At 69.1% G+C, this 23,832-nt stretch carries 19 protein-coding genes and 1 pseudogene; 16 read left to right on the forward strand and 4 right to left on the reverse strand.

All coding sequences use genetic code 11. From position 1 onward, the window contains the following. The 5 genes and pseudogenes from ftsW to ftsZ form a co-directional block, all read left to right on the forward strand. Positions 1-1,287: a putative lipid II flippase FtsW gene (gene ftsW, locus ACLQ2O_RS32305; RefSeq protein WP_425839172.1), complete on the forward strand. Its 1,287-nt coding sequence runs from the start codon at positions 1-3 to the stop codon at positions 1,285-1,287. A gap of 5 nt (positions 1,288-1,292) precedes the next feature. Continuing rightward, on the forward strand, positions 1,293-2,381 hold the full coding sequence (gene murG / locus ACLQ2O_RS32310) for an undecaprenyldiphospho-muramoylpentapeptide beta-N-acetylglucosaminyltransferase (protein ID WP_425839175.1): 1,089 nt from the start codon (positions 1,293-1,295) through the stop codon (positions 2,379-2,381). Continuing rightward, a complete protein-coding gene (gene murC / locus ACLQ2O_RS32315; protein ID WP_425839178.1) occupies positions 2,378-3,817 on the forward strand; it encodes a UDP-N-acetylmuramate--L-alanine ligase in 1,440 nt (479 codons plus the stop codon). Before murG ends, murC begins: the two co-directional genes overlap by 4 nt. Positions 3,818-3,824: 7 nt before the next feature. Beyond that, positions 3,825-4,565, forward strand: coding sequence for a cell division protein FtsQ/DivIB (locus ACLQ2O_RS32320; RefSeq protein WP_425839180.1), 741 nt, complete (start codon positions 3,825-3,827; stop codon positions 4,563-4,565). 224 nt (positions 4,566-4,789) lie between these two features. After that, positions 4,790-5,953: pseudogene (ftsZ, locus tag ACLQ2O_RS32325) on the forward strand (cell division protein FtsZ); the annotation flags it as partial. An 887-nt stretch (positions 5,954-6,840) separates the two neighbouring features. Here the strand turns inward: ftsZ and ACLQ2O_RS32330 are convergent. After that, positions 6,841-7,329, reverse strand: a complete 489-nt coding sequence (locus ACLQ2O_RS32330; protein ID WP_425839183.1) for an ArsR/SmtB family transcription factor — start codon at positions 7,327-7,329, stop codon at positions 6,841-6,843. Positions 7,330-7,387: 58 nt separating this feature from the next. On the opposite strand from ACLQ2O_RS32330, the gene ACLQ2O_RS32335 reads away from it, so the two are divergent. The 6 genes from ACLQ2O_RS32335 (at position 7,388) to ACLQ2O_RS32360 (ending at position 11,980) form a co-directional block, all read left to right on the forward strand. Continuing rightward, positions 7,388-8,350, forward strand: coding sequence for a S41 family peptidase (locus ACLQ2O_RS32335; RefSeq protein ID WP_425839186.1), 963 nt, complete (start codon positions 7,388-7,390; stop codon positions 8,348-8,350). Positions 8,351-8,515: 165 nt separating this feature from the next. Then, the gene (gene pgeF, locus ACLQ2O_RS32340) at positions 8,516-9,247 is read left to right on the forward strand and encodes a peptidoglycan editing factor PgeF (protein WP_425839189.1); all 732 of its coding nucleotides are present in this window, start codon (positions 8,516-8,518) and stop codon (positions 9,245-9,247) included. After that, positions 9,244-10,026 (forward strand): YggS family pyridoxal phosphate-dependent enzyme, encoded by a 783-nt coding sequence (locus ACLQ2O_RS32345; protein WP_425839192.1) that lies wholly within the window; start codon positions 9,244-9,246, stop codon positions 10,024-10,026. Before pgeF ends, ACLQ2O_RS32345 begins: the two co-directional genes overlap by 4 nt. 67 nt (positions 10,027-10,093) lie before the next feature. Next, positions 10,094-10,657 carry a cell division protein SepF gene (locus ACLQ2O_RS32350; RefSeq protein WP_425839195.1) on the forward strand — a complete coding sequence of 188 codons (564 nt, stop codon included), beginning with the start codon at positions 10,094-10,096 and terminating at the stop codon, positions 10,655-10,657. A gap of 43 nt (positions 10,658-10,700) precedes the next feature. Further along, the gene (locus ACLQ2O_RS32355; protein WP_425839198.1) at positions 10,701-11,006 is read left to right on the forward strand and encodes a YggT family protein; all 306 of its coding nucleotides are present in this window, start codon (positions 10,701-10,703) and stop codon (positions 11,004-11,006) included. Between the two features lie 209 nt (positions 11,007-11,215). Further along, positions 11,216-11,980, forward strand: coding sequence for a DivIVA domain-containing protein (locus ACLQ2O_RS32360; protein WP_184794094.1), 765 nt, complete (start codon positions 11,216-11,218; stop codon positions 11,978-11,980). 315 nt (positions 11,981-12,295) lie between these two features. Here the strand turns inward: ACLQ2O_RS32360 and ileS are convergent, their stop codons facing one another. Continuing rightward, positions 12,296-15,448: an isoleucine--tRNA ligase gene (gene ileS, locus ACLQ2O_RS32365; protein ID WP_425839202.1), complete on the reverse strand. Its 3,153-nt coding sequence runs from the start codon at positions 15,446-15,448 to the stop codon at positions 12,296-12,298. 631 nt (positions 15,449-16,079) lie between these two features. On the opposite strand from ileS, the gene ACLQ2O_RS32370 reads away from it, so the two are divergent. Genes ACLQ2O_RS32370 through ACLQ2O_RS32380 form a run of 3 tightly spaced genes read left to right on the forward strand, consistent with a single transcriptional unit; the run spans position 16,080 to position 18,171 of the window. After that, positions 16,080-16,532 carry a TraR/DksA family transcriptional regulator gene (locus tag ACLQ2O_RS32370; protein WP_425839205.1) on the forward strand — a complete coding sequence of 151 codons (453 nt, stop codon included), beginning with the start codon at positions 16,080-16,082 and terminating at the stop codon, positions 16,530-16,532. Beyond that, the gene (gene lspA / locus ACLQ2O_RS32375) at positions 16,505-17,245 is read left to right on the forward strand and encodes a signal peptidase II (RefSeq protein ID WP_425839208.1); all 741 of its coding nucleotides are present in this window, start codon (positions 16,505-16,507) and stop codon (positions 17,243-17,245) included. The genes ACLQ2O_RS32370 and lspA overlap by 28 nt, the downstream gene beginning before the upstream one ends. Positions 17,246-17,262: 17 nt before the next feature. Further along, the gene (locus tag ACLQ2O_RS32380) at positions 17,263-18,171 is read left to right on the forward strand and encodes an RluA family pseudouridine synthase (protein WP_425840158.1); all 909 of its coding nucleotides are present in this window, start codon (positions 17,263-17,265) and stop codon (positions 18,169-18,171) included. Between the two features lie 56 nt (positions 18,172-18,227). Here the strand turns inward: ACLQ2O_RS32380 and ACLQ2O_RS32385 are convergent, their stop codons facing one another. Continuing rightward, positions 18,228-18,665, reverse strand: a complete 438-nt coding sequence (locus ACLQ2O_RS32385) for a MarR family winged helix-turn-helix transcriptional regulator (RefSeq protein ID WP_425839211.1) — start codon at positions 18,663-18,665, stop codon at positions 18,228-18,230. Positions 18,666-18,668: 3 nt separating this feature from the next. After that, positions 18,669-19,292, reverse strand: a complete 624-nt coding sequence (locus ACLQ2O_RS32390) for a DJ-1/PfpI family protein (protein ID WP_425839214.1) — start codon at positions 19,290-19,292, stop codon at positions 18,669-18,671. A 168-nt stretch (positions 19,293-19,460) separates the two neighbouring features. On the opposite strand from ACLQ2O_RS32390, the gene dnaE reads away from it, so the two are divergent. Both dnaE and ACLQ2O_RS32400 read left to right on the forward strand, forming a co-directional pair. After that, positions 19,461-23,009, forward strand: a complete 3,549-nt coding sequence (dnaE, locus tag ACLQ2O_RS32395; protein WP_425839217.1) for a DNA polymerase III subunit alpha — start codon at positions 19,461-19,463, stop codon at positions 23,007-23,009. 46 nt (positions 23,010-23,055) lie between these two features. Then, positions 23,056-23,790: a hypothetical protein gene (locus ACLQ2O_RS32400; protein ID WP_425839219.1), complete on the forward strand. Its 735-nt coding sequence runs from the start codon at positions 23,056-23,058 to the stop codon at positions 23,788-23,790. Positions 23,791-23,832: the final 42 nt, after the last annotated feature.

Below are 23,832 nucleotides of genomic sequence, written 5' to 3' on the forward strand. Positions count from 1 at the left end.
ATGACGGCGATCATTGACCGGCCGGAGCAGAAGTCGCCCGAGCGCGGTGGGGGTGGCAGCGGCCTGATGGCCGCGATCCGGAACGTGCTGGACCGGCCGCTCACGTCGTACCATCTGGTGCTCGGTGCGACCGGCCTGCTGATGGTGCTCGGTCTGCTGATGGTGCTGTCGGCCTCGAGCGTGCTGTCGCTGCGCACCAACGGCAACAGCTACACGATCTTCTACCGCCAGCTGATCTGGGTCGGCGTCGGTCTGCCGATGGCGTACGTCGCCTCGCGGATGACCCCGCGGCACTTCCGGATGCTCGCGTACGTCGCCCTGCTGGGCTCGACGTTCCTGCTGGTGCTGACCTACGTGCCGGGCCTGGGCAAGAACGTCAACGGCAACACCAACTGGCTGTCGTTCGGCGGCCCGCTGCAGATCCAGCCGAGCGAGTTCGCCAAGCTCGCGCTGGTGATGTGGTGCGCCGATCTCTACGCGCGCAAGCAGAAGCTGCTGACCCAGTGGAAGCACCTGCTGATCCCGATGGCGCCGGTCTGCGGCCTGGTGATCGCGCTGATCGTCGGCCAGCGCGACCTCGGGACGTCGCTGGTGCTGATGGCGATCATGATCGGGCTGATCTGGGTGGTCGGTGCGCCGACCCGGCTGTTCGTCACCGCGATCGTCGTCGTCGGCGCGATCGCCGCGTACTTCGTCACCACCGCCGCGCACCGGATGGCGCGCCTGACGAACTTCATGAACCCGTTCGCCGACCCGACCGACGTCGGCTGGCAGGCCTACCACGGTCTGTACGCACTCTCCACCGGTGGCTGGTGGGGCGTCGGGATCGGCAACAGCCGGCAGAAGTGGGGCAACCTGCCCGAGGCGCACACCGACTTCATCTTCGCGGTGATCGGTGAGGAGCTCGGGCTGATCGGCTCGCTGACCGTGCTCGCGCTGTTCCTCACCCTGGCCTACGCCGGGATCCGGATCGCGACCCGTTCCACCGAGCCGTTCATCCGCTACTGCGCGGCCGGCATCACGGTCTGGATCATGGCCCAGACGCTGGTCAACCTGGGCGCGGTGATCGGCCTGCTACCGATCGTGGGAATCCCGCTCCCGCTTTTGTCGTACGGTGGGTCCGCACTGCTGCCGACGCTGATCGCGGTCGGCATGCTGCTGTCCTTCGCGAAGGCCGAGCCCGGCGCGCAGGCCGCCCTGAAGGAGCACCGGCGGCCGTTGCTCGGGTGGATGTCGTCGCGGCGCACACCTGGCCCGAGCGGCCGTGAGAACACGCGGGAGCGTTGAAAGCTGTGCCGAGCATCGTTCTGGCCGGTGGGGGAACCGCCGGCCACACCTCACCCCTGATCGCGACCGCCGACGCGCTGCGCCGGATCGATCCGACCGTCGAGATCGTCGCACTCGGAACCGAGCGGGGGCTCGAGACCCGGGTGGTCCCGGAGGCCGGGTACCGCCTCGAACTGATTCCGCCGGTGCCGCTGCCGCGCAAGCCCACGCCGGCGCTGTTCGCCGTACCGGGCAAGATGCTGAACTCGGTCAGCGCGGCCCGGAAGATCCTCGACGAGGCGAAGGCCGACGTGCTGGTCGGTTTCGGCGGCTACGTGTCCACGCCGGCGTACGTCGCCGCGTGGCGGCGCAAGACGCCGATCGTCGTGCACGAGGGCAACGCCGTACCGGGCATCGCGAACAAGTTCGCCGCGCGCTACTGCACCGAGAACGTGATCACCTCCTTCCCTGGCACCGATCTGCCGCACGCCCAGTACGTCGGCCTGCCGATCCGCCGGGCCATCTCGACCATGGACCGGGCCGCGCTGCGCGCCGAGGCGCAGGCGTTCTTCGGGCTCGACCCGGAGGCGCCGACGCTGTTCGTCACCGGTGGTTCGCAGGGCGCGCAGCAGCTGAACAACGCGTTCGCCGGCGCGGCCGCGGACCTGCAGGCCGCCGGGATCCAGGTCCTGCACGCGATCGGGCCGAAGAACACCCTCGAGGTCGAGCAGACCGGCCCCCTGCCGTACCGGGTGCTCTCGTACGTCGACCGGATGGACCTGGCCTATGCCGCTGCCGACCTCGTGGTCTGCCGTTCGGGGTCGAACACGGTGACCGAGGTGTCCGGTGTCGGACTGCCCGCGATCTACGTTCCGTTGCCGCACGGTAACGGTGAGCAGCGGCTGAACGCCAAGCCCGTGGTCGATGTGGGCGGCGGGCTGCTCGTCGAGAACGCGGCCGTCACCGCGGACTGGGTCCGGGCAACGGTGCCGCAACTTCTGCACGACCGCGCGCGTCTGACAGCCATGTCCACCGCAGCGCAAGGTGTGATCCGGACCGACGCCGACGACCGGTTGGCGCGGATCGTCCTCGATGTGGTGAGGTCTGCTTCGTGATCGTCACCGCTCCTGACACTCTCCTGCCCGCCGAGAAGCTGGGCCGGGTGCACTTCGTCGGCATCGGCGGCGCCGGGATGTCCGGCATCGCCCGGATCATGGCCTCGCGCGGCATCGAGGTCTCCGGCTCCGACGCCAAGGACGGCAAGGTGCTGGCCGCGCTGCGCGCGCTCGGCGCCACCTGCTGGGTCGGCCACGCCGCCGAGCACGTCGCGGCCGTCGACACCGTCGTGGTCTCGACCGCGATCCGCGAGACCAACCCCGAGGTCGTCGCGGCCCGGGCGGCCGGGATCCCGATCCTGCCGCGGGCGGCCGCGCTCGCCTCGGTGATGGTCGGCCGGCGGACGATCGCGGTGGCCGGGACGCACGGCAAGACCACGACCACCTCGATGCTGACCGTCGCGCTGCAGCACTGCGCCGCCGACCCGTCGTACGCGATCGGCGGGAACCTGAACGAGTCCGGCTCGAACGCGCACGACGGCACCGGCGACCTGTTCGTCGCCGAGGCCGACGAGTCCGACAAGTCGTTCCTGACCTACAGCCCCGAGGTCTCGATCGTCACATCGGTCGAGCCGGACCACCTGGACAACTACGGTGACGAGGCCAGCTACTTCCAGGCCTTCGAGGACTTCTGCGGCCGTGTGCAGCCGGGTGGGTTCATGGTGGTCTGCTACGACGACGCGGGGGCTCGCCGACTCGCGGAGTTTGCCCGTTCGAAGGGCATCGACGTCCGAACGTACGGCGAGGCCGAGGACGCCGACCTGCGGGTCACCGAGATCACCGCGACCGGTGCCGTGCAGTCGTTCGTGCCGATCTTCCGCGGGCGCAGGCTGCCCATGGTCAACCTGCAGCAGGCCGGCAAGCACAACGTGCTGAACGCGTCCGCCGCGCTGTCGGTCGGACTCGGTCTGGGCTTCTCCGCGGCCGACCTGGCCGAAGGGCTGGCGGCGTTCACGGGGACCGGGCGGCGGTTCGAGTTCAAGGGACTCGAGGACGGCGTACGGGTCTTCGACTCCTACGCGCACCACCCGACCGAGCTGACCGTCGACCTGATCGCGGCCCGGCAGGTGGCGGGGGAGGGGCGCGTGATCGCGTGCTTCCAGCCGCACCTGTTCAGCCGGACGCGGATCTTCGCGGCCGAGTTCTCCGCGGCGCTCGCGCTGGCCGACGAGGTCGTCGTGATGGACATCTTCGCGGCCCGGGAGGACCCGGAGCCCGGGGTCACCGGTGCCCTGATCGCGAACCACGTGCCGCTGAAGCCGGAGCAGGTCCGCTTCGAGCCGTCCTGGTCCGCCGTACCGCGGGTGGTCGCCGATCTCGCGCTGCCCGGTGACCTGGTGGTCACCCTCGGCGCGGGCGACGTGACGCTGATCGGGCCCGAGGTGGTTGGCCTGCTGGCTGAGCGCGCGGCGCACAACGCCGCCCTGATCGAGTGATTCTGGGATGAGTCAGGACGCTGATCTGGCCCGGGCCCAGCAGCGCTTCGCGCGCCGGCAGCGGCTGGTGCGCTGGAAGAGCTGGCTGCCCTGGGCGGTCGGCGGCACGCTGGTGCTGGTCGCCGGGATCACCGTCTGGTTGTTCTACTTCTCCGCCGCGCTGGCTGTCGACGGGGTCCGGGTGACCGGCGCCGAGACGGTGCCGGTGGCAACGGTCGCCCAGGTCGCCGACGCCCCGCTGGGGACACCGCTGGCCAAGGTCGACCTGAACGTGATCGCCGAACGGGTGCGCGGCATCCAGTCGGTCGCCGACGCGCAGGTGACGCGCGCGTGGCCGAACCAGCTGGAGATCGTGGTCACCGAGCGTGTCCCGGTGGTCGTGGTGACCGACGGTAAGCAGTTCGAGCTCGTCGACGCCACCGGTACGTCGTTCAAGACCGTGGCCGCGCGGCCGGACGGGCTGCCGGAGGCGTTGGTCGTCGGCGCCCGCCGGGACGTGACGATCCGTTCGATCGTGACCGTGTCAGCCGCATTGCCGTCCACGTTGCGGTCCGAGGTACGGTCGATCTCGGCGACGTCGCCGGACTCGATCACCCTCAACCTCGGGTCCGGGGTGAAGGTGGTCTGGGGCGGTTCCGATGACAGCGCGCAAAAGGCCGAGGTACTCAGCGTGCTGATGCGGCGGCAGGCCAAGGTGTACGACGTGTCCGCGCCCGATCTCCCTGTCACCAAAGGGGAAAAGAGGTAACGCGTCACATCCCGAACCACATCACGGGACGGGCGGCGAGGCGCGTGGACATTGGTTGAAGGCGTCCCGTAGCGTGCGACGCAATCGATAAAGTCGAGATAACTCTAAGCATCCACTTGAGGTTCAGTCTTTTCGCTGGAACTTTCGCTGGAACACGGCCGGGGACGGCTGGATAGACGGCCAACTTGGTCACAACGGGACAGAACGAGGCGAGAGGCGCGGACGTGGCGGCACCGCAGAACTATTTGGCACTCATCAAGGTCGTCGGTATCGGCGGAGGCGGCGTGAACGCCGTCAACCGGATGATCGAGCACGGTCTGAAGGGCGTTGAGTTCATCGCCATCAACACCGACGCGCAGGCGCTGTTGATGAGCGACGCGGACGTCAAGCTCGACATCGGCCGCGAGGAGACCCGCGGACTCGGTGCGGGGGCGAACCCCGCCATCGGGCAGAAGGCCGCCGAGGACCACGCGGAGGAGATCGAGGAGGCGCTCAAGGGCGCCGACATGGTCTTCGTCACCGCGGGTGAAGGCGGTGGGACGGGAACCGGTGGAGCACCGGTGGTCTCCCGGATCGCCCGCTCGCTCGGCGCGCTGACGATCGGCGTGGTCACCCGGCCGTTCTCCTTCGAGGGCAAGCGGCGGGCGACCCAGGCGGAGGACGGCATCGCCGCCCTGCGCGAAGAGGTCGACACCCTGATCGTCATCCCCAACGACCGCCTGCTCACCATCTCCGACCGGGCCGTGTCCGTGCTGGACGCCTTCAAGCAGGCCGACCAGGTGCTGCTGCAGGGTGTCTCCGGCATCACCGACCTGATCACGACGCCGGGCCTGATCAACGTCGACTTCGCGGACGTCAAGGCCGTGATGTCGAACGCCGGCTCCGCGCTGATGGGCATCGGCTCGTCCCGCGGCGAGGACCGCGCGGTCGCGGCGGCCGAGGCGGCCATCTCGTCTCCGTTGCTGGAGGCAAGCATCGAGGGTGCGCACGGCGTGCTGCTGTCGATCGCGGGCGGGTCCGACCTGGGGCTGTTCGAGATCAACGAGGCCGCGCAGCTGGTCTCGGAGTCGGCGCACACCGACGCCAACATCATCTTCGGCGCGGTGATCGACGACGCGCTCGGCGACGAGGTCCGGGTCACGGTGATCGCGGCCGGCTTCGACGGCGGCATGCCGAAGCGCCGCGAGCAGGCGATGAACAGCGCCCGTCCGCAGAACCGCGCCGGCAGCGCCGAGGCCCCGCCGGCCCGCCCGGACAACGGCTTCTCGACTCCGCCGCGCCAGGACAACACCGGCTTCCCGCCGCCGCGGCAGGACGGCTTCTCCGCTCCGCGGCAGGAGACCTTCTCGGCTCAGATGCACCAGCCGGGCACCGACAACAACCCCCCGGGGTACTCGCCGGGTGGCGTGGGCACGAACGCCGTGTCCCAGGGTCAGCAGAGCCAGCCTGCTCAGTCGTCGCAGGGCCAGTCGTCGCAGCCTCAGCCGTCGCAGTCGCAGGGGCAACCGACGCAGCACACCCCGCCGCCGGTGCCGGGCACGGTTCCGTTCAGCAGCAGCAACCCGGCCCCGAGCTCCACCCCGTCGGCGGCCCAGCCCCCGGCCCAGGAAGCTCAGGTCACCCAGGGCCAGTTCGGTACGCCGAGCGACGACACGGTCCCGGTTCCCGCGAACACCGAGAACCGCCCGGGCCCAGGCACCACCCACTCGGCCCGCCCCCAGTCCGGCGAGCCGGTCCGCACCCCGCCCCCGGCCCACCCCAACCCGGCGCCGTACTCGACCCCGTCGTCCAACCCGACGCCGACCCAGACCCCACCCACCCGCCCCACCAGAAAGCCGGACCCCGAGGAAGACCTCGACATCCCCGACTTCCTGAAGTAACCACCAGCACTCCCCGAATGCCCCGGCCTCCGGCCGGGGCATTCGGCGTTGCCGGGGAGGGGGAGGGCGCTCGGTGTTGATGGGGAAAGTCAGGGGAGGTGGGGAGAAGACAGGAAGAAGGTGAGTCGCCCCGGAGCGGCTGGGCCGCGCCCGCCGCGCGCCTTGGGCGCCGCCCGGTCGCGGTCCTCGCTTCCGTTCTTTGGACACCGCCCGGTCGCGAGCCCCGCATCCTCTTTGGGCACCGCCCAGTCATGAGCCCCGCACTTTGAGCACCGCCCAGCCAGGATTCGTGGGTCAAAGCGGCTGAACGGTGCTCAAAGTGCGGATATGGGTGGGGAGGTGTTCAATCGGGGAGCGACTGAGGGGTGCTCGAGGCGGAGGTTGGTTGGCGGTGCTCAGCTTTGCGGCCGGTAGACCGCCACCACCACCCCGTGGCGTGCCTCGCCTGGGCCGGCGTCTTTCAGCGTCGTGATGATGGTGTCCAGCTGGGTTGTGAGTTCTTCGGCCTGCGTCCTGGTCAGGCGGATGTTGCGGATGTTGAAGAGAGGGTCCTCGGCGGTCTGCAGTTCGGCGGCGACTGCTTGCAGGGCTACCGAGTTGTTCTCGCGGGCGCCCTCGCCGGTGAAGCTGAGTCTGCGCGCCGTACGGCGGTAGTACTGCTCGGTGCCCCCGCGGACCTGCCGGGTCTCCGTGACCTCGACCATCCCCGCCTCCCGCAGTACGCCGAGGTGGTGCGCGATGTTGCCCTTCGCTGTGCCGAGCGTGACCGCCAACTGACTTGTCGTGGCCGCCTCCTGCCCGAGCGCGAAGAGCAGCCGGTGCCGCAGCGGATGGCCGAGCGCCTTGAACTGCGCCGCGGTGGAGATCTCCAGCTCGTCGTCCATGAGATCAAGCGTCAAGGTTCCTTGACGCTTTGTCAATCTCCGTGCTTCACTCCTCGCCATGCACAGCGACGAGATCCGAAGCGTCATCGACCGCCTGGCCGCCCTGGTGAGCGAGCACTACGTGTTCCCGGACGTCGGCCGCGAGATCGCCGACCGGCTCACGAAGGCCTCCACCGAAGGCCGGTACGACGTACTGACCGACCCCGAGCAGCTCTCCGCGCAGGTCACCACCGACCTCCAGCTCGGCAACCAGGACAAGCATCTGCGGCTGAAGTTCCACCGCGGCGAGGTCCCCGACGAGACCGATCCGGTCGAGGAGGACCGCTACTGGGCGACTCGCGCCCGCCTCGACGCCGGCGGAATGTCCCGCGTCGAGCGCCTGCCCGGCAACGTCGGCCTGCTCGCGATCAAGCCCCTGCTCTACGCCCCGCCGCACGCCGGCGCCGCCGTCAGCGCCGCCATGTCGTTGCTCTCGGCAACAGATGCCCTGATCCTCGACCTCCGCGCCTGCGTCGGCGGATCGCCCGAGCAGGTCGCGTTCATCTGCAGCCACCTGTTCGACGGCGAGCCGGTCCACCTGAACGATCTGGTCACTCCCGCCACCGGCGACGTACGCCAGTTCTGGACCACTCACGCGCCCGGCCCGAGCTTCGGCGGCACCAAGCCGATCTGGGTCCTGACCAGCGGATCCACCTTCTCCGGCGGCGAGGAGCTGACCTACGACCTGCAGCAGCTCGGCCGCGCCAAGGTCGTCGGCGAGCGCACCGGCGGCGGCGCTCACCCGCGCCAGGGCTTCAAGCTCCACCCGCAGCTGGAAGCGACCGTCCCGCTGATGCGCGCGATCAACCCGGTCTCCGGCACCAACTGGGAAGGCGCCGGCGTCACTCCCGACCTGGAGGTCTCCGCGGACGACGCGTACGACGTCGCCTACCGCGAGGCGATCGACCACGTCCTCGCCCTCCCGGCCTCTCCCGAACGCCTCACCGTCCACGACGAGGCCCGGGCTCATTTGGTGGGTTGACCCACGAGATGGACCGTTGGCCTACCGGAATCCGGTGAGCCAACGAGCAAACTCGCGGGTCAACCCACCAAATGCGGTGGGGGTGGTCGGGCAAGGTCGCGGATCAGCCCACCGAATGCGGTGGCGGTGGTCGAGCAGGGCCCGGTCGCTGGGTAGCCTTCAGGCGTGTTCGGCTACGACGAGGTTCTCGGCAGTGCCCGCTTCGCCTTCACCGATCGCTACGGGGGCGCGAGCCTTCCGCCGTACGGCGAACTGAATCTCGGCAGCGCGGCCGGTGACGAGGCCGAGGCGATCGCGGAGAACTTCCGCCGGGTCGCCGCGGAGTTCGGGCTGACCCCGGAGGCGGTGGTCCGCGTCAGCCAGGTGCACGGCCGCGACGTCCACGTCGTCAGACCGGACGACGAGCTCCCGGTGAGCCCGAACCCGAAGGCCGACGCCCTGGTCACCACGCGGACCGACGTCCTCCTGGCGGTCCGCGCGGCCGACTGCCTGCCGGTCCTGCTCGCCGACCCGGTCAACGGTGTCATCGGCGCGGCCCACTCCGGACGCAGAGGCCTGTACGCCGGTGTGGTGCCGGCCACGGTCGACGCGATGCGTGGGCTCGGCGCCGAGACGATCACCGCCGTGCTCGGTCCGTACGCGTGCGGCCGGTGCTACGAGGTGCCGGCGGAGATGCGCGCTGAGGTCGCCGAGCGGGCTCCGGCGTCGTACGCGGAGACGAGCTGGGGTACGCCGTCGATCGACGTCGCCGCCGGTGTGACCGCCCAGCTGGCCGAGCTCGATGTCGAGGTGGTCGACCGGACCCGCTGCACGATCGAGTCCGACGACCTCTACTCGTACCGGCGCGAAGGCCAGGTCAGCGGCCGCCTCGCCGGCCTGATCAGGCTCGGCGAATGACCGCCGACGACCAGGCCGATCGGCCAGACCGAGTGACCGACGACGGCCGGGCCGATCAGGCAGACCGAGTGACCCGCGAGGGCGAGCTTCGGGGAAACGTCGCGCAGGTCCGCGAGCGGATCCGCGCCGCCTGCGAGGCGGCCGGCCGTTCTGAGGGATCCGTCACGTTGGTGGCGATCACCAAGACCTTCCCGATCGAGGACGTCCGGACGCTCGCCGCCCTCGGCGTCACCGACACGGGGGAGAACCGCGAGCAGGAGCTGAAGGCGAAGGCTCCCGACGCGCCCGAGCTCACCTGGCACTTCGTCGGGCAGCTCCAGTCGAACAAGGCCCGTTCGGTCGTTCGGCTCGCCCAGGTGGTCCACTCCGTCGATCGGCTGTCGCTGGTCGGTGCACTGTCCAAGGCCGCGGTGGCCGAGGAGAAAACTGTGCGGTGTCTGCTGCAGGTGAGCCTTGCGTCGTACGGGCCTGAGGACGCCGGGACGGGGATGAGCCGCGGGGGCGTCGCGCCTGGCGACGTACCGGAGCTCGCGGCGGCTGTCGCGGAGGCCGACGGGCTCGAGCTCGGCGGCGTGATGGCCGTTGCACCGTTGGGATCCGACCCCGACGAGGCCTTCGCCGCGCTGCGTGCGGTGTCGTCGCGGCTACGCTCCGAACATGCTGATGCCGGCTGGATCTCGGCCGGGATGACCGGCGATCTGGAGGCGGCGATCAGGCAGGGAGCGACACACGTCCGGCTCGGGCGCGCATTACTCGGAACGCGTCCTCCACTGGGTTAGTGTCGACATCGAGCGGATCGCGAGGTCTGCTCACTTGTCGGTACCGGATTCGAAAGGCTGGAGGGCCATGAGCGGCGCGCTGCGCAAGATGGGTGTGTACCTCGGCTTGGTCGAGGACGGCGAGCGCTACAACGCGCGCTACGACGACGAGTACGACGACTACGACGAGTACGAGGACGACGTCGTCGACGGGGAGTCCCACGAGACCGAACCGGTCCGCGAGTCCCGGGACGCGCGCGACAGTCGCGAGGTCCGCGACGGTCGCGACCAGCGCGACCGCGAGGAGCAGGGCGCGACGGTCAGCAAGTTTCCAGAACGGCGTGGAGTCGCATCTTCCCCGGAGGTTACCGAGTTGGCCCGCATCACCACCGTGCACCCGCGCAGCTACAACGAAGCGCGCGTCATCGGTGAGCACTTCCGTGACGGTACGCCCGTCATCATGAACCTGACCGAGATGGACCACTCCGACGCCAAGCGGCTGGTCGACTTCGCCGCCGGGCTGATCTTCTGCTGCCGTGGCTCGATCGAGCGGATCACCACCAAGGTGTTCCTGGTCTGCCCGCCGAACGTGACGGTCGCCGCGGAGGAGAAGGAGAAGATCGCCGCGGACGGGTTCTACAACCAGAGCTAGTGGCCCGCGGTGACTTCCCCGGTCTTCTACACTCATTGACGACATGGTTGCTCTAGCGCTCGTCCTCAGTGTTCTCAGCTGGGTACTGCTCGCCTTCTTCCTGCTGCTGGTGGCGCGGTTCGTACTCAGTCTGATCGTCATGTTCGCGCCACAGTGGCACCCCAAGGGCCCGCTGCTGCTGCTGTTCGAACTGGTCTACTCCGTCACCGACCCGTTCCTGCGGCCGCTGCGCCGCATCCTGCCCCCGATCGGGGCCGGCGGGATCCGGGTCGACCTGTCCATGCTGATGTTGTTCGTGCTCGTCTCGCTGGCGATGTCGGTCAACAACACCGCGATCCGGTCCCTGTGAGTGGCCGGGAACCGCGCCCGTTCCGGGTGCGTCGGTGGAGCTTGAGGATTCGGCAGGAGGGGTAGAAGCCAGACCGAGCAAGGGGGTGGGGATCAAGTTGTCGCCCGGCCCGGATTCCGCCAGAACACAACGAAGCGATAACGTGATCTACTGAGTCGCCGGGGTTTGCGCCCCAGACTCCGCCAAGACACAGACAAACGAGGTGAAAGATGCCGCTGACGCCGGATGACGTCCGCTCGAAGCAGTTCACGCCCGTCCGATTGCGGGAGGGTTACGACGTCACTGAGGTCGACTCCTTCCTCGACGAGGTGGAGGCCGAGCTCGAGCGCCTTCTCGCCGAGAACGAGGAGCTGCGCGCGAAGCTGGCGGCGGCCCAGCGCGCTGGTGCGGGTCAGGAACGGCCGGTCGACCAGACCGCCGCTCTCCCGCCCGTCGTGCAACAGCCCAAGCCCGCTCCCGTCGTGGTCGAGAAGCCCGAGGAGAAGCCCCCAGTCGTCGCTCCCGCTGTAGCGGCCGCGGGGGCTGCTGCGGCCGCAGGGACCGTCGGTGACGCGTCCAGCTCCGCCGTGCGGCTGCTGGAGATGGCCACCAAGCACTCCGACGACCTGGTCCAGGAGGCGAAGGACACCGCCGACAAGATCATCGGCGAGGCCCGCGCCAAGGCCGAGCGGCTGGAGAACGAGGCCCGCGGCAAGGCTGACCGGATGACCGGTGAAGCCCGTGCCCGCGCCGAGAAGCTCGACGGCGAGATCGCCGAGCGGCGCGCGCAGATGCTGGGGACCCTGGAGAAGCAGAAGGGCCAGCTCGAGCGCACGATCGACGACCTGCACGCCTACGAGCGCGAGTACCGCAGCCGCCTGAAGACGTACTTCACCGAGCAGCTCAAGGCGCTCGGCAACGGCGACGACACGCTCAGCCCGCGCAACGGCTTCCGCCCGGAAGCCCGCGCGCAGGCTCACGGTCACGGCGTGTAAACAACACCTCGGGTGAGGAGGCGGTGCTTTCCGGCGGCACCGCCTCTTCGTCATGTCCGGGAACTTCTGACTGACGGCGCCGCCGCCGTCACGCAGAGTCAGAATCCGGTCCGAGTGATGAACTGAACGCAGTCTTAACCAAAGCCGCGAAGCAAGAACGCAGCGGGGCCCGAGCCTGAATCCAGGCCGGGCCCCGCTGCGTTGTGTAGTCAATCCGGTGCGCCGGGCTCCGCTCTCGCGCTCCGGCTCCCCCGTCCGTCTTCTCTTTCCCCGCCCGCTGCTCCGGCGGAGCCGGAGCAGCGGGCGGGGTGAGTGTCAGGCCTTGGTCAGCCAGTACGTCAGGCCCAGCTCCTCGTCGGTGCCGGTGGTGAGGCCTTCGGTTGCCTCGGGCGCCGACTGGACCACTGACGTCGCCAGCACCTCGCGGGCCACGTCGTCCGCGTGCTTGCCCAGGGCATCGGCCAGTTCGGCGTCGGTGGCGCTGAGCCAGACGCTGATCCGGTCCGAGACCTCCAGGCCGGAGTTCTTGCGGGCCTCCTGCAGGGTCCGGACCACCTCGCGGGCCAGGCCGGCCTGCTTCAGCTCCGGCGTGACCTCCAGGTCGAGCGCGACCGTCTCGCCCTGCTCGTTGACCACCGACCAGCCCTCGCGCGGCCGCTCCGAGATCAGCACCTCGTCGGCGCTCACTTCGACCGGCTCGCCGTCGACCACGACGGTCGCCGTACCGGACGCCTTCAGCGTGGCGGCCAGCTCGGCCGCGTCCGCCGCGGCGATCGCCTTGGCGACCACCGGCGTCTGCTTGGCGAACCGCTTGCCCAGCTCGCGGAAGTTGCCCTTCGCCGAGTGCTCGACCAGGTCGGCACCGGCCGACGACAGCGGCTCGACCGCTCCGACGTTGAGCTCCTCGGCGATTTCCCGCAGCAGCTCGTCGGACAGATCGGCGATCGCAGCCGACCCGACCAGCGCGCGGCTCAGCGGCTGCCGGGTCCGCACCTTCGCCTCGGCCCGCGCCGACCGGCCCAGCTCGACGACCCGCTTGGCCATCGACACGTGCGTGGCCAGCGTGTCGTCGATCAGCTCCGCGTCGTACGTCGGGAACGTCGACAGGTGCACCGACTCGGGCAGTCCCGGCGTGACCGGCCGGAACACGTCCTGCCAGACCCGCTCGGTCAGGAACGGCGTCAGCGGCGCCATCAGCCGGGTCAGCACGTCGAGCGTCTCGTGCAGCGTCGCCAGCGCGCCGGCGTCACCGGCCCAGAACCGCCGCCGCGAGCGCCGTACGTACCAGTTCGACAGCGTGTCGACGAACGAGCTGATCAGCGCGCCCAGCTTCTGCGTGTCGTACCCGGCGTAGGCCTCGTCGGTGTCGCGGACCAGCCGGTGCGTCTCGCTGACCAGCCAACGGTCCAGCACCGACCGCTCGGCGACCGGCGGCACGTCGGACGGGTCCCAGTCGGCCAGCCGCGCGTACAGCGCGTGGAAGGCCGCCGTGTTCCAGTACGTCAGCAGCACCTTGCGGACGATCTCGTTCAGCACGTTCGGCCCGATGCCGCGCGCCTTCCACGGCGACCCGGAGGCGGCCATGAACCAGCGCACCGCGTCCGCACTGTGGTCGTTCATCAGCGGGATCGGCTCGAGGATGTTGCCCAGGTGCTTGGACATCTTCCGGCCGTCCTCGGCCAGGATGTGCCCCAGGCAGACCACGTTGCGGTACGACGACTCGTCGAACACCAGCGTGCCGATCGCCATCAGCGTGTAGAACCAGCCACGGGTCTGGTCGATCGCCTCGGAGATGAAGTCGGCCGGGTAGGCCTTCTCGAACTTCTCCTTCGAGCCGTCCACCCACGGGTACCCCCACTGGGCGAACGGCATCGAGCCCGAGTCGTACCAGGCGTCGATCACCTCGGCGACCCGGTGCGACTCACCGCCGCAGGTCGGGCAGGCGAAGGTGATGTCGTCGACGTACGGGCGGTGCGGGTCGGTGCTGCTCAGGTCGCGGCCGGCCAGCTCGCCGAGCTCGGCCATCGAGCCGACGCAGACCAGGTGCTCCTCGGCGCAGCGCCAGATCGGCAGCGGCGTGCCCCAGTAGCGGGAGCGGGACACTGCCCAGTCGATGTTGTTGCGCAGCCAGTCGCCGTACCGGCCCCACTTGACCGACTCGGGGAACCAGTTGGTCTTCTCGTTCTCGCGCAGGAGCGCGTCCTTGACCTGCGTGGTGCGGATGTACCAGGACGGGAGCGCGTAGTACATGACCGGGGTGTGGCAGCGCCAGCAGTGCGGGTACGGGTGCTCGTACGGCAGGTGGCGGAACAGCACGCCGCGGGCGTCGAGGTCCTTGACCAGGTCCTCGTCGGCCTTCTTGAAGAACTGCCCACCGACCAGCGGCAGGTCCGCGTCGAAGCGGCCGTCCGGACCGACAGGCTTCACCACCGGCAGGTTGTACGCCTTGGCGACCAGGAGGTCGTCGGCGCCGAAGGCGGGGGACTGGTGGACCAGACCGGTGCCGTCCTCGGTGGTGACGTACTCGGCCAGTACGACGTAGTGGGCCGGCTCGTCGAACGCCACCAGCTCGAACGGCCGCTGGTAGGTCCAGTGCTCGAGCTCCCGGCCGGCGTACGTGTTGGTGACGGTCCAACCCTCGCCGAGAGAGCCGAGCAGCGGCTCCGCGACGACCAGCGACTCGGTGCCGTCGGTCGCGACGACGTAGTCGACGTCGGGGTGCACGGCGACGGCGGTGTTGGAGACCAGGGTCCACGGGGTCGTGGTCCAGACCAGCAGCGACGCCTGACCGGCCAGCGGACCGGAGGTGAGCGGGAAGCGCACGTAGACCGAGGGGTCGATGACGGTCTCGTAGCCCTGGGCCAGCTCGTGGTCCGACAGGCCGGTGCCGCAGCGCGGGCAGTACGGCGTGATCCGGTAGTCCTCGACCAGCAGGCCCTTGTCGAAGACCTGCTTGAGCGACCACCAGACGGACTCGACGTACTGCGGGTCCATCGTCTTGTACGGGTGCTCCATGTCCACCCAGTAGCCCATCCGGGTGGTCAGCTCGGTGAACGCGTCGACGTTGCGCAGCACCGACTCACGGCACTTGGCGTTGAACTCGGCGATGCCGTAGGCCTCGATGTCGTTCTTGCCGCTGAAGCCGAGCTCCTTCTCCACCGCGACCTCGACCGGCAGGCCGTGACAGTCCCACCCGGCCTTGCGCTCGACCGAGAAGCCCTTCATGGTCCGGTAGCGCGGGAAGACGTCCTTGAAGACCCGGGCCTCGATGTGGTGGGTGCCGGGCATGCCGTTGGCGGTCGGCGGACCCTCGAAGAAGGTCCACGGCGTCCCGCCGGCGGTCTGGGCCAGGGACTTGGCGAAGATGTCTTGGCTGTCCCAGGTCTCGAGCACGGCGTGCTCGATCGCGGGCAGGTCCACCTGGGCCGGAACCTGCTGCCACGGGGTGGTCGGGGTGTCGTCCGCCATTGTCTGGCCGTCCTTCGTCGAGCTGCTGCCGGACGAAGGGACGAGGCACGGCGACATCGCCGGGCTCCGCGGTACCACCCTCCTTGGTGACTGATCGTCACCCACTTCGTTCCGCTCCGCTGCCGGGTCTAGTGAGTCGTGAGACCGTTCTTCCGGCGGCTCCGGGGTGATGGCCCCATCAGCGCCTTGCGGTGGCGAAAAAAGTGTACGACTTCACACCAGTGCGCCACTAATCGTTAATGGCTGGTCAGGAGGGTCCCTGGCGGTGACAATGCTGCGAGGCGGGGAAGGTGAGACACGGGCGTGGCTGAATCAACTGCTTGCCTGAAGAGGCAGTGCAACACCGCTGTGACGCGCGGAACGTCGAGCGGCTTTGAAGAAGCGACTACCGTATGTCCACGGTCTGCGCGTCAGGCTGGCACGCGACGTCTGCGTGTCCTACTGTCTTGCGACCAGTCCGCTTCAGTCTCCGACGAAGGCAGGGGGTAGTCGAAGTATGGCTACATCGGCAAAGAAGTCCGCCCCCGGAAAACGCACCGCCGCGGCCGAGAAGAGTGCCGCGACCGCCAAAGAACCGGCCAAGAAGGCCGCGAAAACCCCTGCCAGGAAAGCTCCGACGAAGAGGGTGGCCATGAAGACGAACGAGAACAGGACCCCGGCAACGGCGCCGGCCAAGTCGCCCAAGAAGGCCGAGAACCTGACCGTCCGCGACGGGGAGACCCCGTGGACCGGGGCCGAGCTGACCGAGCTGCGCGGTGAGCTCGAGGCCGACGTGGTGCACCTCAAGGAAGAGATCCGCGACGCCGAGCAGGAGATCGTCGGCCTGCTGCGCGACGGTGGCGACGGGGCCGGCAACGACCAGGCCGACGTCGGGTCGACCACCCTCGAGCGCGACCACGAGATGTCCCTGGCCCGGAACGCCAGCGAAATGCTCGACCAGATCGAGCGGGCGCTGGCCAAGATCGACGACGGGACGTACGGCGTCTGCGAGAGCTGCGGCAAGGCGATCGGCAAGGGACGGCTGCAGGCGTTCCCGCGTGCGACACTGTGCGTGTCATGCAAAGAACGCGAAGAACGCCGCTGAGCCAGGACCAGTCGTCCCACCCGTCAGGGGACGCCGAAGAGCTGACCGAACCGGCCGACAGCACGTCGGCCGGTTCGCCGTCGACCCCGGACGACCCAGCCGGTACGCCGGCCGCGGAGCCTGCGTCCGCCGTACCGGCTGAAACCGGCCAGGCGCCTGCTGAAGATGCCGCTGAAGCCGACCAAGTAGTTGCCACCGAAGCGACTGCGGTCAAGCCCCGGTCCTGGCGACTCACCGCGGTCTTCGCCGGCGTCGGCCTGCTGATCCTCGGCCTCGACCAGCTCACCAAGGTGCTCGCCCTGCAGCACCTCACCCCCGGTGAGCCCGTGAACGTCGTCGGTGAGCTGCTCAAGTTCAACCTGATCCGCAACCCCGGCGCCGCGTTCAGCCTCGGCTCGGACTTCACCCCGGTGATCAGCACGATCCAGATCGTCGTCGCGGTCGGCGTGATCTGGCTGTCGCGCCGGCTCGGCTCGGCGGGCTGGGCGGTCGCGTTCGGGCTGCTGTTCGGTGGCGCGGTCGGCAACATCACCGACCGGATCTTCCGCGAGCCGTCGCCGTTCCACGGTCACGTGGTCGACTTCCTGCAGACCCCGCACTGGGCGATCTTCAACGTCGCCGACATGGCCGTCACCTCGGCCGCGATCCTGCTGGTCATCCAGACGCTGCGCGGCATCAAGCTCGACGGCACCAAGGACGTGGGCACCAAGTGAGCGACTCCAGGACCGTGATGGTGCCGGACGGCCTGGCCGGCGAGCGCCTCGACGCGGCCCTGTCGCGGCTGTTCGGCGTCTCCCGGACGAAGGCGGCCGAGCTGATCGAGTCCGGCCTGGTCCAGGTCGACGGGACGACGGCCTTGAAGTCCGCCCGGGTCACCGCCGGCGTGATGCTCGACGTCGAGCTGCCGCCGCCCCCGGGCGACGTCACCGTCGTACCGGAGACCGTCGACAACCTGCGGATCGTGCACGACGACGACGAGATCATCGTGGTCGACAAGCCGATCGGCGTCGCCGCCCACCCGTCGCCGGGCTGGACCGGTCCGACCGTGATCGGGCACCTGGCGGGCGCGGGCTTCAACATCTCCACCAGCGGCGCCGCCGAGCGCAAGGGCATCGTGCACCGGCTCGACGTCGGCACGTCCGGGCTGATGGTGGTCGCCAAGACCGAGTACAGCTACACCGTGCTCAAGCGCGCCTTCAAGGAGCGCACGGTCAAGAAGATCTACCACGCGCTGGTCCAGGGCCACCCGGACCCGTTCACCGGGACCGTGGACGCGCCGATCGACCGGCACCCGCACCACGACTACAAGTTCGGCGTCGTGGCCGGCGGCAAGCCGAGCGTCACGCACTACGAGACGCTCGAGGCCTTCCGGTACGGAACGCTGCTGGAGATCACGCTGGAGACCGGCCGGACGCACCAGATCCGCGTCCACATGTCCGCGATCGGCCACCCGTGCTGCGGCGACCTCACGTACGGCGCCGACCCGGTGCTGGCCGAGCGGCTGCAGCTGAAGCGCCAGTGGCTGCACGCGATGCGGCTCGGCTTCGACCACCCCGGTTCGGGGGAGTACGTCGAGTTCTCCTCCGAGTACCCCGACGACCTGGACCAGGCCCTGAACCGGCTCGTCGACACCCAGTGAAGCTGTACCTGTCGTCGTTCCGCCTCGGCGGTCAGGCGCTGGTCAGCGCCGGCGACTCACGCGAGCTGGTCCAGCGCCTTTGACAGAGTCTGCAGGGCCTCAACGGCCCTGGCGAACTCCTCCTGTCCGAGCACGCTGCTCAGACGCTTCGCCTGCTTGGCGTGCTCGGGACTGATCGCCCGTACGGCGTCCAGCCCGTCGCTGGTGACCGCCACGAGCTTGGCTCGCCGGTGCGCCGGGTTGTCCCGGTACTCAGCCAGCCCACGCTCCACCAGTACGTCGGCAGTGCGCTGGACGGCCTGCCGGGTGATGCCCATCTCGCGGGCGATCGACGCGACCGGCAGCGGCGTCTGGAGCACGGCGCCGAGCACCTGCCACCAGGTCGCCGTCAGCCCGACAGGCTTGGCCAGGCTCTCGGCCAGCTCCAGGAACTGGCCGTTGAGCCTGAACGCCGTCAGCGCCGCCGTACCGAGCAGCTCCTGGTCACGAGTCACCTGTCATGCACCCATCAGTTCGTAGTACCCGGCCGGGTCCTGACTGCCGTACAGCTTGTACCAGGAGTCGAGCACGGCCGGCTCGTAGATGCCCAGCTCCGCGAAGACCGCCCGGGCGAACTCGACCGGCGCTTGGGCCTTGCCCGTGATCAGCCCGCGGTCGTTGACCGCCGGCTCCTCGCGGTAGAGCTTGCCACCGGCGTACCCGAGGCTGTCGAGGAACGCCGCCGCGTTGCTGGTGTGCTCGTGGTCGTCGAGCATCCCGGCCAGCGCCAGCGCGCCGGTCGCGCCGCAGATCGCCGCGACCGGGACGCCGGCCGCACGGAACTCCTTCGCCTTCGCCACGTACGGCGCGTACGCCGGCGTCGGGAACAGGTCGTTGCCGGGCAGCACCAGCATCGCGCTGCCGGCCGGGCTCAGCTCGTCGAGCGTGGAGTCGGGCAGCACCCGCAGGCCGCCGGCCGTGGTGACCGGCTCGCTGCTCGCGCTCACGGTCCGGATCCGGAACTGCCCCGGCGACCTGTGCCAGGCCGGGCTGTTGACGCCCGCGGTCAGGAACCCGATCTCCCAGTCGGCGAGCGTGTCGTGGACGGCGACGTGGACGGTGGTGACGCTGTTCTCGATCATGACAAGATGCTGTCATGATGACAACATGTTGTCAATCACGAGTGACCGGATACCGGGCGATCCGGGGCCGGTTCCGGCGGTCGTAGGCGGGTCGCCGAAAACTGTCCGAGCGACCTGCCTAAGCTGTCTTCGTTCTGCTCACCAACGCCCTGGGAGGTCCGCGCAGACATGGCGTCCAGCGACAGTTTCGTGCATCTGCACAACCACACTGAGTACTCCATGCTGGACGGCGCCGCACGGATCGACGAGTTGTTCAAGGCCACCAGCGAAGCGGGCATGCCGGCGCTGGCGACCACCGACCACGGCTATGTCTTCGGGGCGTACGAGTTCTGGAAGACCGCGCAGAAGTACGACGTCAAGCCGATCATCGGCGTCGAGGCCTACCTGACTCCGCAGACCCACCGCACCGAGCGCAAGCGGGTCAAGTGGGGCGATGCCGGGAGCAGTCGCGACGACGTGTCCGGTGGCGGCTCCTACACGCACATGACCCTGCTGGCGAAGAACACCGGCGGGATGCACAACCTCTTCAAGATGGCGTCGCTCGCGAGCCTCGAGGGGTACTACTTCAAGCCCCGGATGGACCGCGAGCTGCTGCAGACCTACGGCCAGGGCCTGATCGGGACGACCGGGTGCGTGGGTGGCGAGGTGCAGACCCGGCTCCGGCTCGGGCAGTACAAGGAGGCCGTCGAGGCCGCGTCGGAGTTCCGCGACATCTTCGGTGCGGAGAACTTCTACTGCGAGGTGATGGACCACGGCATCGGCATCGAGCAGCAGACGCAGAAGGAGCTGCTCCGGCTGGCGAAGGACCTCGACCTGCCGCTGGTCGCGACGAACGACCTGCACTACACCCGGCAGGAGGACGCCATCGCGCACGCCGCGCTGCTGTGCGTCCAGTCCGCCTCGACGCTGTCGGACCCGAACCGGTTCAAGTTCGACGGCGACCAGTTCTACCTGAAGACCCCGGCCCAGATGCGCGAGACGTTCCGCGACCTTCCCGGGGCCTGCGACAACACGCTGCTGATCGCCGAGCAGTGCGACGTCACCTTCACCGAGGGCGAGGGCCGGTTCATGCCGCGCTTCCCCTGCCCGGACGGCCACAACGAGGAGTCCTGGTTCGTCGCCGAGGTCGAGACCGGCCTGCACAAGCGCTACCCCGAGGGCGTCCCGGACCACGTCCGCAAGCAGGCCGAGTACGAGATCGAGGTCATCACCTCGAAGGGGTACGCGGGCTACTTCCTGGTCGTCGCCGACTTCATCAACTGGGCCAAGGAGAACGGTATCCGGGTCGGCCCGGGCCGCGGTTCCGGCGCCGGTTCGATGTGCGCCTACGCGATGCGCATCACCGACCTCGACCCGCTGGTGCACGGCCTGATCTTCGAGCGCTTCCTGAACCCGGAGCGGATGTCGATGCCCGACTTCGACATCGACTTCGACGACCGTCGCCGCCCCGAGGTGATCCGCTACGTCACCGAGAAGTACGGCGACGACCGGGTCGCGATGATCGTCACCTACGGCACGATCAAGGCCAAGCAGGCGATCAAGGACGCCGGCCGGGTGCTGGACTACCCGTTCGCGATGGGCGACCGGATCACCAAGGCGATGCCGCCGTCGGTGATGGGCAAGGACGTGCCGCTGTCCGGCATCTTCGACCCGCAGCACAAGCGCTACTCCGAGGCCGGCGAGTTCCGGCAGCTCTACGAGTCCGACCAGGACGTCCGCAAGATCGTCGACACCGCCCGTGGCCTGGAGAACCTGAAGCGCCAGTGGGGTGTCCACGCGGCCGGCGTGATCATGTCGTCGGAACCGCTGATCGAGCTGATCCCGATCATGCGCCGCGAGCAGGACGGCCAGATCATCACCCAGTTCGACTACCCGAGCTGCGAGACGCTCGGCCTGGTCAAGATGGACTTCCTCGGCCTGCGCAACCTGACGATCATGGACGACGCGGTCAAGAACGTCGAGGCGAGCCGGGGGATCACCCTCGACCTCGACGAGCTGGCCAAGTCGCTCGACGACAAGCTCACCTTCGAGCTGCTCGGCCGCGGCGACACGCTCGGCGTCTTCCAGTTCGACGGCGGCCCGATGCGGGCGCTGCTGCGGTTGATGAAGCCGGACAACTTCGAGGACATCTCCGCGGTCGGCGCGCTCTACCGCCCCGGCCCGATGGGCGCGAACTCGCACACCAACTACGCCCTGCGCAAGAACAAGCAGCAGGAGATCAGCTACCCGCACGACGAGCTCGCGGTGGCGCTGGAGCCGATCCTCGGGACGACGTACGGCCTGATCGTGTACCAGGAGCAGGTGATGGCGATCGCCCAGCAGCTGGGCGGGTACACGCTCGGCAAGGCGGACCTGCTCCGCCGCGCGATGGGCAAGAAGAAGCGCGAGGTCCTGGACGCGGAGTACGTCGGCTTCTCCGAGGGGATGAAGGCAGGAGGCTTCTCGGCGCAGTCGATCAAGGCGCTGTGGGACGTCCTGGTGCCGTTCTCCGACTACGCGTTCAACAAGGCGCACTCGGCGGCGTACGGGCTGGTCTCGTACTGGACCGCCTACCTGAAGGCGAACTACCCGGCGGAGTACATGGCCGCGGTGCTGACGTCCGTCAAGGACGACAAGGACAAGATGGCCATCTACCTGAACGAGTGCCGCCGGATGGGTATCAAGGTGTTGCCGCCGGACGTCAACGAGTCCGACTCGAACTTCACCCCGGTCGGCACCGACATCCGCTTCGGGCTGTCCGCGATCCGCAACGTCGGCGTCAACGTGGTGGCCGAGATCGTCGGCGCGCGCGAGTCCGAGGGCCGGTTCACCGACTTCGTGGACTTCATCGACAAGGTGCCGCTGCCGGTCTGCAACAAGCGCGTCATCGAGTCGCTGGCCAAGGCCGGTTCGTTCGACTCGATGAACCACGCCCGGCGCGCCGTCGTCGCGGTGCACGAGCAGGCCGTCGACGAGGCGATCGACCTCAAGCGCAACGAGGCGCACGGCCAGTTCGACCTGTTCTCGATGGGGGACGACGAGGCCGACACCAGCGACGGCAACAGCCGGCTGACGGTCCGGGTGCCGGAGATCGAGGAGTGGGACAAGGCCACCAGGCTGGCGCACGAGCGCGACATGCTGGGGCTGTACGTGTCCGACCACCCGCTGTTCGGCGTCGAGCACGTGCTCACCAACGGCACCGACTCCACGATCGGCCAGCTGCTCGCCGACGAGGACCGGCCCGACGGCAGCCGGGTGACGATCGGTGGTCTGGTCACGGCGGTCCAGCGCAAGGTCAACAAGCGCGGTGACATCTACGCGATCGTCACGATCGAGGACCTCGAAGGTTCGATCGAGGTGATGATGTTCTCCTCGGCGTACCAGCTGCACGCGCACCTGCTGACCAACGACGCGATCATCTTGATGAAGGGCCGGGTCCGGCGCCGTGAGGACCGGCTCGAGCTGAGCGGTGACGAGGTGACCGTGCCGGACCTGACCCAGGGGCCGAGCGGACCGGTCGTCATCACGATGCCGGTGAACCGCTGCACCCAGCCGGTGGTCGACCAGCTGCGCGACGTCCTGCAGTCGCACCCCGGCATGACCGAGGTGCAGCTGCGCCTGCAGGCCAGGCAGAAGACGACGGTGATGCGGATCGGCGACCGGTTCCGCGTCACGCCGACGTCGTCGCTGATGGCCGACCTGAAGGCACTGCTCGGCCCGTCCTGCCTGGCGGGTTGAGGCACCGGTGAGTGAAAGCATTGACCCGGTACGTCACACTGGCCCCGTGAGTCAGCCACCACCTAACGACCCGACCCAGCCGAACCCGCCGGGCCCCTGGTCCGGCCAACCGGAGCCGGGCTCGTCGGCCCAGGCCGGGCAGGGATGGTCTTCGGCGCCTTCCGGGCCCGTGTACGCCGGTGGCGGCGGGCCGTACGCGCCGCAGGCGTTCGGGGGATCGTTCGGGGCCGCACCCGAGCCGGCGCCGAAGCTGCCGTGGAGCCGGGCGATCGCTGTCACCGTCGCCGTGTTCCTGGTCGCGGGCGCGATCGCCGGGTGGGCCTGGCAGCAGTACGCGCCGCTCGCGCAGTACACGATCGACGAGAAGGGTGGCGCCCTCGGCGAGGAGCAGATGACCCGGGTGTTCGGCCCGGACGGCATGTTCGTCGCGATCGGGTTCCTCGCCGCGCTCGTGCTCGGCGCCGGTCTGTTCTGGTGGTTGCGCGACTACGGACCGTGGGCGGTCGCCGTGGTCTGTGTCGGCTCGGTCGTCGGTTCGGCCGTCGCCTGGGGCGTCGGCATGCTGCTCGGCCACGACCCGCTCGAGCCGCGACTCGAGGCGGCCAAGCCCGGCGACCTGCTCTCCGCACCCCTCGAGCTGCACACCTGGACCCCACTGGGCTCCTGGCTGGTCGGCGCCGCTCTCGCGGCCGCGATCATCGCCGCGCTCACCTGGCGCGCGGAACCAGTTGCAACCACATCGGTACCTTCCGCGTCAGAATCACCGGCGCAGGTGAAATAGCCTGTTCCGGCCCGGTGGCATCTCACCGGTGACGCGAGGGGG

Origin of the sequence: Kribbella sp. DT2 (genome assembly GCF_049844575.1) — a bacterium.
Taxonomy (GTDB): Bacteria; Actinomycetota; Actinomycetes; order Propionibacteriales; family Kribbellaceae; genus Kribbella.